16 protein-coding genes are annotated in these 12,275 nt (G+C 57.2%); 4 read left to right on the forward strand and 12 right to left on the reverse strand.

Features of this window, described 5'->3' with window-relative positions; genetic code table 11:
- Positions 1 to 227 precede the first annotated feature (227 nt).
- The 3 genes from KKW20_RS11260 to KKW20_RS11270 all read right to left on the reverse strand — a co-directional run bounded on the left by KKW20_RS11260 (position 228) and on the right by KKW20_RS11270 (position 2,350).
- On the reverse strand, positions 228 to 617 hold the full coding sequence (locus KKW20_RS11260; protein WP_214567994.1) for a VOC family protein: 390 nt from the start codon (positions 615 to 617) through the stop codon (positions 228 to 230).
- Positions 614 to 928, reverse strand: coding sequence for an ArsR/SmtB family transcription factor (locus tag KKW20_RS11265; protein ID WP_214567995.1), 315 nt, complete (start codon positions 926 to 928; stop codon positions 614 to 616). The genes KKW20_RS11260 and KKW20_RS11265 overlap by 4 nt, the downstream gene beginning before the upstream one ends.
- Positions 929 to 1,021: 93 nt before the next feature.
- Positions 1,022 to 2,350 (reverse strand): amidase, encoded by a 1,329-nt coding sequence (locus KKW20_RS11270; RefSeq protein ID WP_214567996.1) that lies wholly within the window; start codon positions 2,348 to 2,350, stop codon positions 1,022 to 1,024.
- Positions 2,351 to 2,434: 84 nt separating this feature from the next.
- On the opposite strand from KKW20_RS11270, the gene KKW20_RS11275 reads away from it, so the two are divergent.
- The gene (locus KKW20_RS11275; protein WP_214567997.1) at positions 2,435 to 3,661 is read left to right on the forward strand and encodes an FAD-dependent monooxygenase; all 1,227 of its coding nucleotides are present in this window, start codon (positions 2,435 to 2,437) and stop codon (positions 3,659 to 3,661) included.
- Positions 3,662 to 3,804: 143 nt separating this feature from the next.
- On the opposite strand, the gene KKW20_RS11280 is transcribed toward KKW20_RS11275, so the two are convergent.
- The 6 genes from KKW20_RS11280 to KKW20_RS11305 form a co-directional block, all read right to left on the reverse strand.
- Positions 3,805 to 4,500 (reverse strand): DUF3800 domain-containing protein, encoded by a 696-nt coding sequence (locus KKW20_RS11280; protein WP_246534580.1) that lies wholly within the window; start codon positions 4,498 to 4,500, stop codon positions 3,805 to 3,807.
- A gap of 111 nt (positions 4,501 to 4,611) precedes the next feature.
- Positions 4,612 to 4,821, reverse strand: coding sequence for a Trm112 family protein (locus KKW20_RS11285; RefSeq protein WP_214567998.1), 210 nt, complete (start codon positions 4,819 to 4,821; stop codon positions 4,612 to 4,614).
- Positions 4,818 to 5,450 carry an LON peptidase substrate-binding domain-containing protein gene (locus KKW20_RS11290; RefSeq protein WP_214567999.1) on the reverse strand — a complete coding sequence of 211 codons (633 nt, stop codon included), beginning with the start codon at positions 5,448 to 5,450 and terminating at the stop codon, positions 4,818 to 4,820. Before KKW20_RS11290 ends, KKW20_RS11285 begins: the two co-directional genes overlap by 4 nt.
- Positions 5,451 to 5,498: 48 nt before the next feature.
- Positions 5,499 to 6,398 (reverse strand): thioredoxin, encoded by a 900-nt coding sequence (gene trxA, locus KKW20_RS11295; protein WP_425514275.1) that lies wholly within the window; start codon positions 6,396 to 6,398, stop codon positions 5,499 to 5,501.
- Between the two features lie 160 nt (positions 6,399 to 6,558).
- Positions 6,559 to 7,344, reverse strand: a complete 786-nt coding sequence (locus KKW20_RS11300) for an exodeoxyribonuclease III (protein ID WP_214568001.1) — start codon at positions 7,342 to 7,344, stop codon at positions 6,559 to 6,561.
- 120 nt (positions 7,345 to 7,464) lie between these two features.
- Positions 7,465 to 7,842, reverse strand: a complete 378-nt coding sequence (locus KKW20_RS11305) for a VOC family protein (protein WP_214568002.1) — start codon at positions 7,840 to 7,842, stop codon at positions 7,465 to 7,467.
- A gap of 81 nt (positions 7,843 to 7,923) precedes the next feature.
- Here KKW20_RS11305 and soxR point away from each other — a divergent pair, with 81 nt between their 5' ends.
- Entirely contained in the window at positions 7,924 to 8,421 is a 498-nt protein-coding gene (gene soxR, locus KKW20_RS11310; protein WP_214568003.1) for a redox-sensitive transcriptional activator SoxR, read from the forward strand.
- Between the two features lie 184 nt (positions 8,422 to 8,605).
- Here the strand turns inward: soxR and KKW20_RS11315 are convergent, their stop codons facing one another.
- The 3 genes from KKW20_RS11315 to KKW20_RS11325 all read right to left on the reverse strand — a co-directional run bounded on the left by KKW20_RS11315 (position 8,606) and on the right by KKW20_RS11325 (position 10,389).
- Positions 8,606 to 9,124 carry a GNAT family N-acetyltransferase gene (locus tag KKW20_RS11315; protein WP_214568004.1) on the reverse strand — a complete coding sequence of 173 codons (519 nt, stop codon included), beginning with the start codon at positions 9,122 to 9,124 and terminating at the stop codon, positions 8,606 to 8,608.
- A gap of 3 nt (positions 9,125 to 9,127) precedes the next feature.
- Positions 9,128 to 9,463 (reverse strand): cupin domain-containing protein, encoded by a 336-nt coding sequence (locus tag KKW20_RS11320; protein WP_214568005.1) that lies wholly within the window; start codon positions 9,461 to 9,463, stop codon positions 9,128 to 9,130.
- 239 nt (positions 9,464 to 9,702) lie between these two features.
- Entirely contained in the window at positions 9,703 to 10,389 is a 687-nt protein-coding gene (locus KKW20_RS11325; protein WP_214568006.1) for a response regulator transcription factor, read from the reverse strand.
- A gap of 220 nt (positions 10,390 to 10,609) precedes the next feature.
- On the opposite strand from KKW20_RS11325, the gene ribA reads away from it, so the two are divergent.
- Positions 10,610 to 11,695: a GTP cyclohydrolase II gene (ribA, locus tag KKW20_RS11330; protein ID WP_214568007.1), complete on the forward strand. Its 1,086-nt coding sequence runs from the start codon at positions 10,610 to 10,612 to the stop codon at positions 11,693 to 11,695.
- A 29-nt stretch (positions 11,696 to 11,724) separates the two neighbouring features.
- Entirely contained in the window at positions 11,725 to 12,213 is a 489-nt protein-coding gene (locus tag KKW20_RS11335) for a L,D-transpeptidase family protein (protein WP_214568235.1), read from the forward strand.
- Positions 12,214 to 12,275 lie beyond the last annotated feature (62 nt).

Genomic DNA, 12,275 nt, shown 5'->3' on the forward strand with positions numbered 1-12,275 from the left:
TTTTATCGGGATCATGTCGCCCCGTATTCGTTCACAATAGACAGCGATTTTCGGTTGGTCCAGAAAAACCCCGATATTTTCGTACGTTGTGGATTGGGGGTGTGGTTTTTGGGTCATGTGGGGGGGTATAACTTTGGCGCAATGACGGCTGTGCGGACAATATTGCCGTTGATATGCGGTCAACGAATGTAAACTTCATGGATTGGCGGAACGCCTATGCTTGCCGCTCAAACATGTAGCTCGACGAGCTGAATGAGGTTTCCGCAGGTGTCATCAAAGACAGCCATCGTCGCACCGCCAGCCTTCACAGGGGGTTGTGTGAACTCGACACCGATTTTCTCTAGTCTGGCAACCTCCGCCTCGATGTCGTCAACGCTGAATGCTGAAACGGGAATACCGTCAGCCATAAGCGCTTCCTGATAGGCACGCGATGCTGGATGCGCGTTCGGTTCCAGACCCAATTCCACGCCTTCGGTCTCTTCCTTCGAAACCACTGTCAGCCAACGGTGTTCGCCTAGTGGGATATCGTGCTTGACGACAAACCCAAGTTTACTCGTGTAGAAATCGAGTGCTTTAGATTGATCATCGACAGCGATGTTCTTCATGTACATTTTCATATGGTGTCTCCTTGAGAATATAGTTCCACCCAGGGGTTGATCGCATCCGAAATTGGCGCAGAGAGCAGGGTGTGAATCTTTGTGCGCCCTCGCCAAGTCGTGGTGATCAGACCAGCCTGCTCCAATGTATTCAGATGCCTTGTGATGCCTTGTCTGGATATTGTGATTGAATGCTCTTCGAACAATCTTGCGCAAAGTTCGAAAAGCGTCTGGTGTTCACGTTTTCTCAACTCATCAAGGATCAACAACCGCGTTGTGTCACCAAGGGCGCTGAAAAGAGTGCTTAGCTGTGGGTCAAATTGAATGCTCATGCCTCATAATGCAACAATATTGTTGCATGTCAAATTGAACCTGCCATTCGTGAAATTTGCAGCATTCGGCAATAATGGGCTCACAGCCGACATTTACGCCAGCACCTTTTCCGCCGCTGCGCCCAGCCGCAACAACCGCTCCTCTGCCATCGGCGCGCCCAGCATCATGAGGCCAGTCGACGGCAATCCCGTTGGTAAAGACAGCCCACAGCTGCCCATCAAATTGCCCATGCGCGTGTTTCTCAGCGCCCAGAGGTTTTCCTCGACGTAATAGTCATGGTCGGACATGAGCCGTTCGACATTGGGCGGCATGATGGTGGAAGTCGGCAGGATCACCGCGTCAAATCCTGCGGTTTGGGCGTGGAAACTGGCGCGCATCTGAGCCAAAGCTTGCCACGCGCGGACAAATTCGACGCCGGTGAACTGCCCCCCGGCCCTGAAACGCTCTAGGATTTCGGGGAACATCAGGTCAGGCTGGGCCTCGATCTCGTCATACCATGTGGCGTAGGCCTCGGTGGTGAACAGCACGCCAGACAGCGCCAGCGCATCCTCAATCACCGGCAATGTGGCGCGGGTCACCTCGGCCCCATTGTCCATCAACCGCCCCACCGCGCTTTCAAATCCGGCGCGTGGTTCATCGCGCGCATCATTCACGCCGTTTTCCAACACCAAAAGCCGGGTGCCTTTCAGGGTGGCACCCCGCAGATCAGCGGCGGTTCCACCCTCAAGCACCGCAAGCATCAGGGCGGCATCTTCCACCGTGCGACAGAGCGGCCCGACGGTATCAAAGCTCGCGACCAAGGGCACAACGCCTTTGGCGGACACGCGGCCCGCGGTGGTTTTCAGCCCAACCAAATCGTTCCACGCGGAGGGAATGCGCACCGAGCCACCGGTGTCCGACCCAATGCCACAAGGGGCCAGATCGAAGGCAACGGACGTGGCCGCACCAGATGATGACCCCCCCGACACCGCATCATGATCGTTCACGCAAGGGGGCGTGGCGGTCACGGGGTTAAGGCCGAGACCAGAAAAGGCAAGCTCGCTCATATGGGTTTTGCCAAGGCAAATCATCCCTTGGGCGGTGGCGTTTTTCAGCACTTCGGCGTCTTCATCCGGCACACGGTCTTTCAGCAAAGCAGACCCCGCCTCGGTCGCCACCCCCGCCGTATCAAACAGGTCTTTCCAGGACGCTGGCACCCCGTCGACCAGCCCCAAACGCTGTCCTGATTTGGCGCGGATGCTGGCGGCTTTCGCCTCGGCCATCGCGCGATCTTCGGTCAGGCGGGCATAAATGCGGTCCGCAAACGGGTGGGCTTTGATCGCGTCAAAAAACGCGGTGGTCAGATCCACCGGGTCAATCTTTCCCGCGCCAATACCGCGCCCCAAATCCCCCACACTCATCTTCAACCACTCATTTGCCATGACGCCCTCCGGTACACTCTTTGGTGACGGTAGCGGCAGGATCGCACATGGACAATCCCCCCCGTTTCGCGCAACAAAGAGCGTATGAAACTGGACGCTGATATTCTGATTGTGGGCGGCGGGCTGAATGGTCCGGCGCTGGGGCTGGCGCTTGCGGACACGGGCTTTGACGTCACGATTGTGGACGCGATGCCGAAGGGCGCGCGCGGAACCGATGGGTTTGACGGGCGCGGCTATGCGCTGGCGCTTGCCTCGACCCGGTTGTTGGGCGCCATTGGTGTGTGGCCCAAAGTGGCCCCCAATGCGCAGGCTTTACTGGACATTCGCATTTCCGACGGGCGGGCCGGCGAAGGGCCGGGGCCGTTTGTGTTGGAGTTTGATCACGCGGAAATTGACGAAGGCCCGATGGGGTTCATGGTCGAAGACCGGTTCCTGTCGCGCGCGTTTCTGGACGCGGTAGAGGCGCACCCGCGCATCACATTGATCGATCAGGAAACCGTGGTCGCGCAAGAGGTGGATACCGCCAGTGTCACGCTGACGCTTGGGTCGGGCAAGGTCCTTACCGGCCGGATGGTTGTGGGCTGTGATGGGCGCCGCTCTGGCACCTGCGAACGCGCAGGCATCACCCGGCGCGGCCATGATTACGGGCAGACCTCTTTGGTCTGCGCGGTGGATCACGAGCTTCCACATCAAGGCGCTGCGCATCAGTTTTTCATGCCCCCCGGCCCGCTGGCGATCTTGCCGCTTCCGGGCAATCAAAGTTCAATTGTCTGGACCGAAAGCCACGCAGAGGCCGCGCGCATTCAGGCGCTGGAGGACGACGGATATCTGGCCGAATTGCGCCCGCGCTTTGGGTCGTTTCTGGGTGAAATCAGCCTTGCGGGCAAACGGTTCACCTATCCTTTGAACCTGACCGTGGCAGAGCATTATGTCACCGACCGCGTGGCGTTGGTGGGCGATGCGGCCCACGGGATGCACCCGATTGCGGGGCAAGGGTTAAACGCCGGGCTGAAAGATGTCGCCGCCTTGGCCGAAGTGCTGGCGCTCGCGCGGCGACGCGGTGAAGACATCGGGCGGATTGACGTGCTGGAACGCTATCAACAATGGCGGCGTTTTGACGTGATGCAGATGGTTGGCACCACCGAGCTGACCAACCGGTTGTTTTCCAACGACAACCCCATCCTGCGCACCACGCGCGATCTGGGGCTTGGGCTGGTCAACGCGTTTCCGTCGTTGCGTCGGACATTTATCCGAGAAGCCGCCGGGTTGACTGGAGATTTGCCGAAGCTGTTGCAGGGGCGGCAGATTTAGGGGGGTGATGTCAGCAATGTGCCGATCAAGCTCTCTTAACTTGATATTCAAGATTCGATGCGTATATAGTGGACAAAAGGTTCCCCTCCGATGATAAGAACCCAAGGGGTTCTCCAGGTCGGTAGTTGGAGGGGTCACATTCCTCAGTAGTAATAGCGAGTTCCGCTTCTAAAGATGTCGAATTCGCTTCGTATTTGAGATTCAATTACGGTGTACGATGTGTCGTCCCCATGCTCCCATTTTCGAAATACCGCCCAGTTAAAATAGTCAGCAATTTGTAAGCCGTAGTGCGCTCGCGAAGAATGATGCATTACTCTGTATGGTATCCCTGCAGGAAGCATACCAGCCAGTACCGTCTTTACCGCCTTTTCAACGCTTCTTCTTTTCTTCGCTACTGGCAAACTGTCTGTAATGACAACAACCTCACCAACACCATGCGCTGCCTTTTCAACAGAATACCTCAATAGATACCCAAGCATCTTAGGATAGAATTTCTCTGGTGGTTGCAAGGCTGGACCGGTTTTCCGCTTCTCAATAATTACCGAGTCCACAGACTCATGCGGAACCGATCCAGAAAGCATGGAAAATACTTTGCTACGAACGTGCTTGTTGTCATCGGCGCAATGGAAATATTCCATCTCAATGCGCGGCTTAATACGATGTTCAATCAGGTCATATTTGTACGTATCTAAACCTGTGTGCAGCGTGAATGGCCGATACATGCTAGTGCAAGTTAAAGTGAAGTATTTTGTGCCTTTGGACGAGAAGTCAAAATTTCCTCCTTCATCAAGAAATATGTACAAAGTAGGAGGAGTGGCAGAGAGAAGCATTTGGGTCATTTAATAGATTAGGTTTCTTTAGTTAATTTTCTCACATCATCCAAACCGAACGCGAGCGCAGAAGCGGGGAAGAACCGCACGATACACCATACGGCGGTAACGAATACCCCCTCACTCCTCCAGCTTCCTTGCCTCATCCACCAGCATCACCGGAATACCATCGCGAATAGGAAAGGCGATTTTGGCGGATTTTGACACCAGTTCTTGCGCCTCTGCGTCATAAGACAGGGTGGTTTGGGTGACCGGGCAGACGAGGGCTTCGATCATGCGGCGGTCGGTTTTGGCGGTGGTTTTATCGGCGTTTGTGGGGGCAGTTGTCATTGTAATTTCTCATCTCCATTCCTGCTGCGCAGGGCAAATTCCATCAAGGTCACAAGCGTTTCGCGCCGGGTGGTCAGCGAAGGCGCCTCGAGCAACGCTTGTTTGTCTTCGGCATCAAAGGGGCACAGGGTTGAAAGCGCATTGATCAGCAATTCATCCTCTGCGTCTTTCAGATGTTCCCAGTCGGATTGCAATTCCTCAAGCTCAAAAAACCGCGCGAGGATCGATAAAAACCGGGGGCGGTCCATGTGGCGATCATGTTCGGGTTGGCCAAGGTCGCGGTCAAATCCGGCCCAGTCGGCGCGCAGGCGTTTATAGGGGGTGAACCCCTCCTCCACCTCGCCCATGCGAAAGCGCGACACGCCGGTCAGGGTGATCATATAGCGCCCGTCTTCGGTTTCGGTGAAGGATGTGATGCGCCCGGCACAGCCGATGGAGTGCAAGCGGTCACTGTCACCGATGGGTTGGATCATGCCAACCAGCCGCCCGGGGGATTTCAGCGCGTCATCCACCATCGCCAGATATCTGGGTTCAAACACATGCAGGGGCAAGCGTCCGCGCGGCAGCAAAAGCGCACCGGATAAGGGGAAAAGCGGGATCGTATCGGGCAGGTCTGCGGGTGTGATCATGCCTCACCCTAACCTGCCCAACCGAAGTGTCAAAGCCTTGATGCGGCTTTAGATCAGGATCATCGAGGCCAGTTTGCGGCGGCCATTCAGGGCGACCGGATCATTGGCCGCAAGCGCGTCAAAGATGGTGAACAGCTGGGCTTTGGCGGCGCCATCGTTCCATTCACGATCCCGGCGGAACAGTTCCAACAGCTCGTCCACAGCGCCCTGCGCATCACCACTGGCATTCAGCGCGATGGCAAGGTCAAAGCGCGATTGGTGATCATCGGCGTTGGCGTCCACAGCGGCGCGAAGGTCGTTCACGGGGCCCGCGGTTTCCGCTTGCCGCGCCAGTTCGATCTGCGCGCGGGCCGCTTCCAATTCTGGGGCTTCTGAAATCTCGGCCGGGGCGCCATTCAACACGGCTTCCGCCTCATCCAACTGACCCAAGGTGATTTGCGCGCGGGCCAGACCACCAAAAGCGGCGGCGCTGTTTGGGTCTTCTTCCAAGATCGCGGCAAAGGTCTGTGCGGCGTCTTCCGCCTCGCCCGCCTCTAGCATTTCTTCCGCGGCGGCCAATGCATCAGCCAAACCGCCGTCACCGCCCAGTTCCGCCACACGGTCCACAAAGGTTTTGATCTCGCTGGGGGGCAGCGCGCCTTGGAAACCATCCACGGGTTTGCCTTGGTGAAACGCATAAACCGTTGGGATCGATTGCACCTGCATCTGGCCCGCGATGCCTTGGTTTTCGTCGACGTTGATCTTGACCATCTTCACGCGACCACCGGCCGCAGTCACAGCCGCCTCAAGCGCCGGTCCAAGCGTCTTGCATGGGCCGCACCATGGCGCCCAGAAATCGACAATCACCGGCACCTCGTTTGAGGCCTCAATGACCTCTTGCATGAAATTCGCCTCAGAGACGTCTTTAATCAACTCGCCCGCTGGGGCCGCTTGTCCGAGTTCCATCAGGAAACTCCCATCTTGTTTGCTTGCTCCCTAGATGGCCCATGGCCACGCCCCTTGCAAGACGCACAGCCAACGCGCGCCCCTTTTTCTTGCCAAAAATACCTCGGGGTGAGGACACGCCCAACGGGCGGGGCCGAGGGGCAGCGCCCCTCAGACAGCCAGACTACAGATCAAAGCTCGCAAAAACCGGCGCGTGATCGGACGGTTTTTCCCAGCCGCGCGCATCGCGATACACCCGCGAACCATGCGCGGCGTTCGAGATATCCGGCGTGGCCCAAACATGATCCAATCGCCGACCTTTGTCCGCCGCGTCCCAATCTTTGGCGCGGTACGACCACCAGCTGTAAAGCTGTCCTTCGGGGATATCCTGACGGGTCACATCAACCCATTTGGCGGCGTCTTGCACCTGGGCCAAAGCCTCCACCTCGACCGGGGTGTGGCTGACCACTTTCAAAAGCTTCTTGTGTGACCAAACATCATCCTCACGCGGGGCAATATTCAGATCCCCCACCAGAATGGATTTCTTGGTGTCCTTCGCAAAATAATCGCGCATTTCAGTGAGATAATCGAGCTTTTGACCGAACTTCACATTCACTTCGCGGTCCGGCACATCACCGCCTGCGGGCACATAGAAATTGTGAATGGTGACACCGTTTTCAAGCTGCCCCGCGATGTGGCGCGCGTGATCAAGACCGGCGAAATCTTCGCTGCCCGCCTCAACCATCGGGATGCGCGACAGGATGGCGACGCCGTTGTACCCTTTTTGACCCCGCGCCACCATGTGGGTATAGCCAAGCGCGCGGAACCCATCCAAAGGTATTTTATCAACCGGGCTTTTGCATTCCTGAAGGCACAGCACGTCAGGCGCTTGTTCTTCCAGCAATTTCAGCACGATAGGCTCGCGCAGCCGGACCGAGTTGATGTTCCAGGTGGCAAGCGTAAAGGACATGGGTCTCTCCGATATTGGGGTGTGCGTGCAGGATGATCGCATTTTGTTCTCAGATGCAAGGCCCTTTTGGCGACCGCACCGGGCGGATAAAACCCCGCCCGATACATGGCGCATCAGTGGTTAAGCATAGCTGATCACCTCCCATTCCACCCCATCCTGATCGTCGAAATAGAACCGCGTTCCGGGCTCGTAATCGCCGTGATTATGGGGGTGAAATCCGGCGGCTTTCACCTTCGCCTCCACCGCTGTCAGATCGTCAACCACAACGCCCACATGGTTCAACCCCGCCCGCGTGGAATAGCTGTCTTGCGGGGCGTTGGTGGGTTTTGCGGGGGCATAAAGCGCGACATAGCTGTCGTCATCCCCCACATGCGCGGTGTGCCCGCCGGACATCGCATCGCCTTGCCAGCGGATCCGCCACCCAAACACATCACCCAACCACGCGGCGGTGGCTAAGGGGTCGGTTACGGTGACGTTTACATGTTCCAGAACTGCCATTTTGGCCTCCTTGATTTGCTTCTGGACCCGTGATAATTCCTAAACCTAACTTTAGCTCAAGCTTTATTTTCGCGAGGTGCCATGCCCCAAAACCCAACCCAACGCCGCAACGAAATCTCGATCGGAACACTGGCAGGGCGCACCGGATTGGCCGTGTCGGCCATTCGCTATTACGAAACGCAAGGGTTGGTCGCCCCGGAACGCAACGCGGGCGGGCAGCGGCGATTTTTACGGTCGGACATTCGGCGGTTAAGCTTTGTGATGATCGCGCAGAAGTTCGGGTTCACCTTGGACCGCATCCGCGAAGTGCTGGGGCGGTTGCCCGAAAAACGCACCCCAAATGCCGCCGATTGGGCCGAAATCTCCCATGATTTTCGCGCAGAGCTGGACGAGCAGATCGCCACCCTCACCCGGTTGCGTGACAAACTTGACGGCTGCATCGGCTGCGGTTGTCTGTCGCTGGATCGCTGCGCGCTGTACAACCCCGATGATGCGGCAGGGGAAAAAGGCGCAGGGCCACGGTATTTGCTCGGGGATGAGGTGGTGAAGGCACAGAGCAGAGCCCGCGAATTGCCCTAGTAATTGAAATATGATTTGTCGCGCATGCTAACCTATGGCGGCACCCCACATCATCTTCGAAAGATGTGTTGAGTGTTCAAAGTCTCGACATATCCAATTTTGACGGCCGCTTGAAAACCGCGCCTTTTTTCTTGCCAAAAATATCTCGGGGTGAGGCTGCAAGCCGAGGGGCAGCGCCCCTCCCTCACAACACCAGCTTCATGTGAATGACCCGTTTGTCATCGCCTCCAAAAGCCTGCGCGTCGGTGAAATACTCAAACCCCAGACTTTCATAAAGCGGCAGCGCCTCGACGTGGCGATAAAGCGCATCAAGCCAGACAGCGCCGCGCCGTTGTGCCCGCGCCTCATCCACCAACGCTTGCCCCAATGCACGCCCAATTCCGTGGCCGCGCGCAGTGTCGCGCACATACATCCGGTTCATTTCCACATCGTTGTCGCCATGCGGTTTCATCATCACAATCCCCGCCGGTTGGTCGTTGTGGAAGGCCAAAAAGCATTCGCCATGGGGCGGCAGAAAGTATTGACCAAAGGCGGCCAGCTCGCCTTTCACGTTCTGCTCTTTCAGATAGTCATCAATCATTTCAAGCATTTCGGGATAGCGCAGGCGCAGGAAATCAAAGAACTCCCAGACCAAAACCCGGACATGATCAATCTCGTCTTCCGTGCGCACGGAGATCACTTTGACGCGTGCCTGACGGGCCATGATCTATCCTTTGACCGGATAGCGGTCCGGTTCCTCAAAGACATCAATGACGCGGCTTCCGGCTTTGATCTTCCCGCCATGCTCAACCCCTGACGGGATGGAATAGCTGTCACCGGGGCCGTACACGCGGGTTTTTCCGCCAATTGTCAGCTCAATTTCGCCCTCAAGCACCGTGCCCCACTGGGCTTTATGCGAATGGGCGGGCAGCACCAGATCCTGTAAGAAAGTGAAAAACACCACCAATCCGGCGTCAGACCTTATGGCTTTGGTTTGAACAATCTCTGTGGGAAACGGCACGTCGAGCGCGGGAAACTCTGCTATGAAATCAGGGAAATCCATGGGGGGCCTTTCGGATTGGTCAAATGTGATGTGGCGGGCTTTTGGATGAACCCACCGGTTTCGCGCGCCTGAGACCCCTGAAAATAGCACAAATGCGATCAATCACCAAATTTGCACCCGACCAGAGCCAGCCGACGCCCGGAAATACCGCACAAAAAAAACCCGGGCACAAAGGCCCGGGCAGTCTAACAGGGAGGATGTGCCATTACCCCGGCACCCAGGGATTCTTGTGCGTAGGTTCAGCCGTTCAACCGATACCCACCGCTTTCCGTGACCAAAATCCGCGCGTTTGAGGGATCGGGTTCGATCTTTTGGCGCAGGCGGTAAATATGCGTTTCCAGCGTGTGCGTGGTCACGCCAGCGTTGTAACCCCAAACCTCGTGCAACAGCACATCGCGGGCCACCACACCATCTGTGGCACGGTAGAGGAACTTCAGAATATTGGTCTCTTTTTCGGTCAAACGCACCTTGCGGTCGTCCTCGGTGATCAACATCTTCATCGCGGGTTTAAAGGTGTATGGCCCAAGCTGGAACACGGCGTCCTCAGACTGTTCATGCTGGCGCAATTGCGCGCGAATACGGGCCAGAAGCACCGGGAATTTAAACGGTTTTGCCACGTAATCATTGGCACCCGCATCCAACCCCAAAATCGTGTCTGCGTCGGTGTCATGGCCGGTCAGCATCAAGACAGGGCATTTCACACCCTGCTTGCGCATCACGCGGCACAGCTCGCGCCCATCGGTGTCAGGCAGCCCCACATCAAGGATCACAAGGTCATAGATCGCCTCTTTCGCCTTCACCAAAGCTTCCGATCCATTCCCGGCCTCAAACACATCAAAATCTTCGGTCATCAGAAGCTGTTCGGCCAAGGCCTCGCGCAGATCTTCGTCATCATCCACCAACAGGATTTTTTTCAGGTTCGACATGGGGCTCTCCCTTTTGGGTTTTTGTCTTGTTGGATCAGACATGTGACGCGCACACGGTTTTGGCAAGCTTTGCTACATTTGCCTCACGCCCTCGTGTCCGAACCGGTCCAAATACCCATGAAATGTTTCATTGAGTTTCATTTCGCCCTAGATCAGACCCCGCATTTCAGGCATCACTTTATGGTCTGAACCCTACAGTTTGGACACAAAGGAGACGCGGATGAGCCTGACCCCAGACCTGAAAGAACGCCTTGCCCGCGCCCGTGCCGATTTGCGCATGGGGGTGCCGGTGGTGTTGCAGGATGGGGCGCGATTTGCGGTGGCGGCAGCGGCAGAAACGCTCTCGTCCGGGCGGTTTCAGGATCTTGTGGAATTGGGCGCCAATGCCCCGGTCCTGGCCATCAGCCCACGCCGCGCCGAAACCCTAAAGGCCCGCGCCTATTCCGAAACCGTCGCGCGTGTTGAACTTCCAAAAGACGCCGACACGCGCTGGATCTTGGCCGTGGCCGACCCGGCAGATGACCTGAGCCACCCGATGAAAGGCCCGCTGAAAACCCGGCGTGACGGATCCGACCTCTTGGAAACGCAGGCCGTTCAGCTGTGTAAATCGGCGCAATTGTTGCCCGCTGCCGTGGTGGTTGAGGTGCCAGATGGCGCAGCACTTGCCCGCGCCCATGACCTGACCATCCTTGAAATCGACACCGCGCTGGCGGATGAATTGACCCTTGCCCCCGTGGTGCACGCGCGCCTTCCGATGGCTGTGAGTGAGGCGGGGCGCCTGCATATCTTCCGCCCCGAAGATGGCCGGGAAGAGCATTACGCGGTTGAAATCGGCCGCCCTGCGCGTGACAAACCCGTGCTTGCGCGCCTGCATTCCGCCTGCTTCACCGGCGATGTTTTAGGCAGCCTGAAATGCGACTGTGGCCCGCAATTGCGCACCGCTTTGGCCCGCATGGGTGAAGAGGGCGCAGGGGTACTTTTGTACCTGAACCAAGAAGGGCGCGGGATTGGGCTGGCCAACAAAATGCGCGCCTATTCCCTGCAAGATCAAGGGTTTGACACGGTCGAGGCCAACCACCGCCTTGGGTTTGAGGATGACGAACGTGATTTTCGCATCGGCTCTGAAATCCTGAAAAACATGGGGTTCTCATCCGTTCGTCTGATGACAAACAATCCGCGCAAAGTGGACCGGATGAACGCCACCGGGGTTCATGTGGTTGAACGTGTGCCTTTAAAGGTGGGCGAAGGCGCGCATAATGCCGCCTACCTTGCCACCAAAGCCAAGAAATCCGGGCATATCCTGTGACCCTGCCCCCCCTTCCGCGACGGCACGATATGATCGTCACCCGCTGGGGCGCGCGATTTATGGGGCGACACATCCCCTGTGCAATCGGGCGTGGCGGTATGACTGGCAGCAAACACGAAGGCGACGGGGCCACCCCGCGCGGCGTCTGGATGCTGGCGGCGGGCATGTACCGCGCAGACCGCCGCGCAGCCCCCCACACAACGCTATCCCTGCGTCCCATCGGCCCGCCGGATCGTTGGTCGGATGATGTGGACGATCCCCAATACAACCAACATGTGCGCGGTTATTCCTATGGGTTTTCCCACGAAAAACTACGTATGGGCGCGCCATTATATGATGTGTTTCTGATCTCTGATTGGAATTGGCCGGTCGCAACGCCGGGGCAAGGATCGGCCATTTTTGTCCATAATTGGCGGCGACCGCGCTTTCCAACAGCGGGCTGCATCGCTTTTGCACCCAAAGATCTAAACTGGATCCTCGCCCGCTGGCAGATAAGAAACCGCATCATCGTGCGCTGACCTGCGCTTCCCCTTCTCTAAGTATCCTGGGGTGAGCGCGCAGCGCGAGGGGCAAAGCCCCT

Source organism: Aliiroseovarius lamellibrachiae, from assembly GCF_018599245.1.
GTDB classification, from domain to species: Bacteria; Pseudomonadota; Alphaproteobacteria; order Rhodobacterales; family Rhodobacteraceae; genus Aliiroseovarius; species Aliiroseovarius lamellibrachiae.

What these genes read in the sequence shown, in the direction of transcription:
- KKW20_RS11260 (WP_214567994.1), bottom strand. Translation starts at nt 617, where the DNA reads ATGAAAATGTACATGAAGAACATCGCTGTCGATGATCAATCTAAAGCA.
- KKW20_RS11265 (WP_214567995.1), bottom strand. Translation starts at nt 928, where the DNA reads ATGAGCATTCAATTTGACCCACAGCTAAGCACTCTTTTCAGCGCCCTT.
- KKW20_RS11270 (WP_214567996.1), bottom strand. Translation starts at nt 2,350, where the DNA reads ATGGCAAATGAGTGGTTGAAGATGAGTGTGGGGGATTTGGGGCGCGGT.
- KKW20_RS11275 (WP_214567997.1), top strand. Translation starts at nt 2,435, where the DNA reads ATGAAACTGGACGCTGATATTCTGATTGTGGGCGGCGGGCTGAATGGT.
- KKW20_RS11280 (WP_246534580.1), bottom strand. Translation starts at nt 4,500, where the DNA reads ATGACCCAAATGCTTCTCTCTGCCACTCCTCCTACTTTGTACATATTT.
- KKW20_RS11285 (WP_214567998.1), bottom strand. Translation starts at nt 4,821, where the DNA reads ATGACAACTGCCCCCACAAACGCCGATAAAACCACCGCCAAAACCGAC.
- KKW20_RS11290 (WP_214567999.1), bottom strand. Translation starts at nt 5,450, where the DNA reads ATGATCACACCCGCAGACCTGCCCGATACGATCCCGCTTTTCCCCTTA.
- KKW20_RS11300 (WP_214568001.1), bottom strand. Translation starts at nt 7,344, where the DNA reads ATGTCCTTTACGCTTGCCACCTGGAACATCAACTCGGTCCGGCTGCGC.
- KKW20_RS11305 (WP_214568002.1), bottom strand. Translation starts at nt 7,842, where the DNA reads ATGGCAGTTCTGGAACATGTAAACGTCACCGTAACCGACCCCTTAGCC.
- soxR (WP_214568003.1), top strand. Translation starts at nt 7,924, where the DNA reads ATGCCCCAAAACCCAACCCAACGCCGCAACGAAATCTCGATCGGAACA.
- KKW20_RS11315 (WP_214568004.1), bottom strand. Translation starts at nt 9,124, where the DNA reads ATGGCCCGTCAGGCACGCGTCAAAGTGATCTCCGTGCGCACGGAAGAC.
- KKW20_RS11320 (WP_214568005.1), bottom strand. Translation starts at nt 9,463, where the DNA reads ATGGATTTCCCTGATTTCATAGCAGAGTTTCCCGCGCTCGACGTGCCG.
- KKW20_RS11325 (WP_214568006.1), bottom strand. Translation starts at nt 10,389, where the DNA reads ATGTCGAACCTGAAAAAAATCCTGTTGGTGGATGATGACGAAGATCTG.
- ribA (WP_214568007.1), top strand. Translation starts at nt 10,610, where the DNA reads ATGAGCCTGACCCCAGACCTGAAAGAACGCCTTGCCCGCGCCCGTGCC.
- KKW20_RS11335 (WP_214568235.1), top strand. Translation starts at nt 11,725, where the DNA reads ATGATCGTCACCCGCTGGGGCGCGCGATTTATGGGGCGACACATCCCC.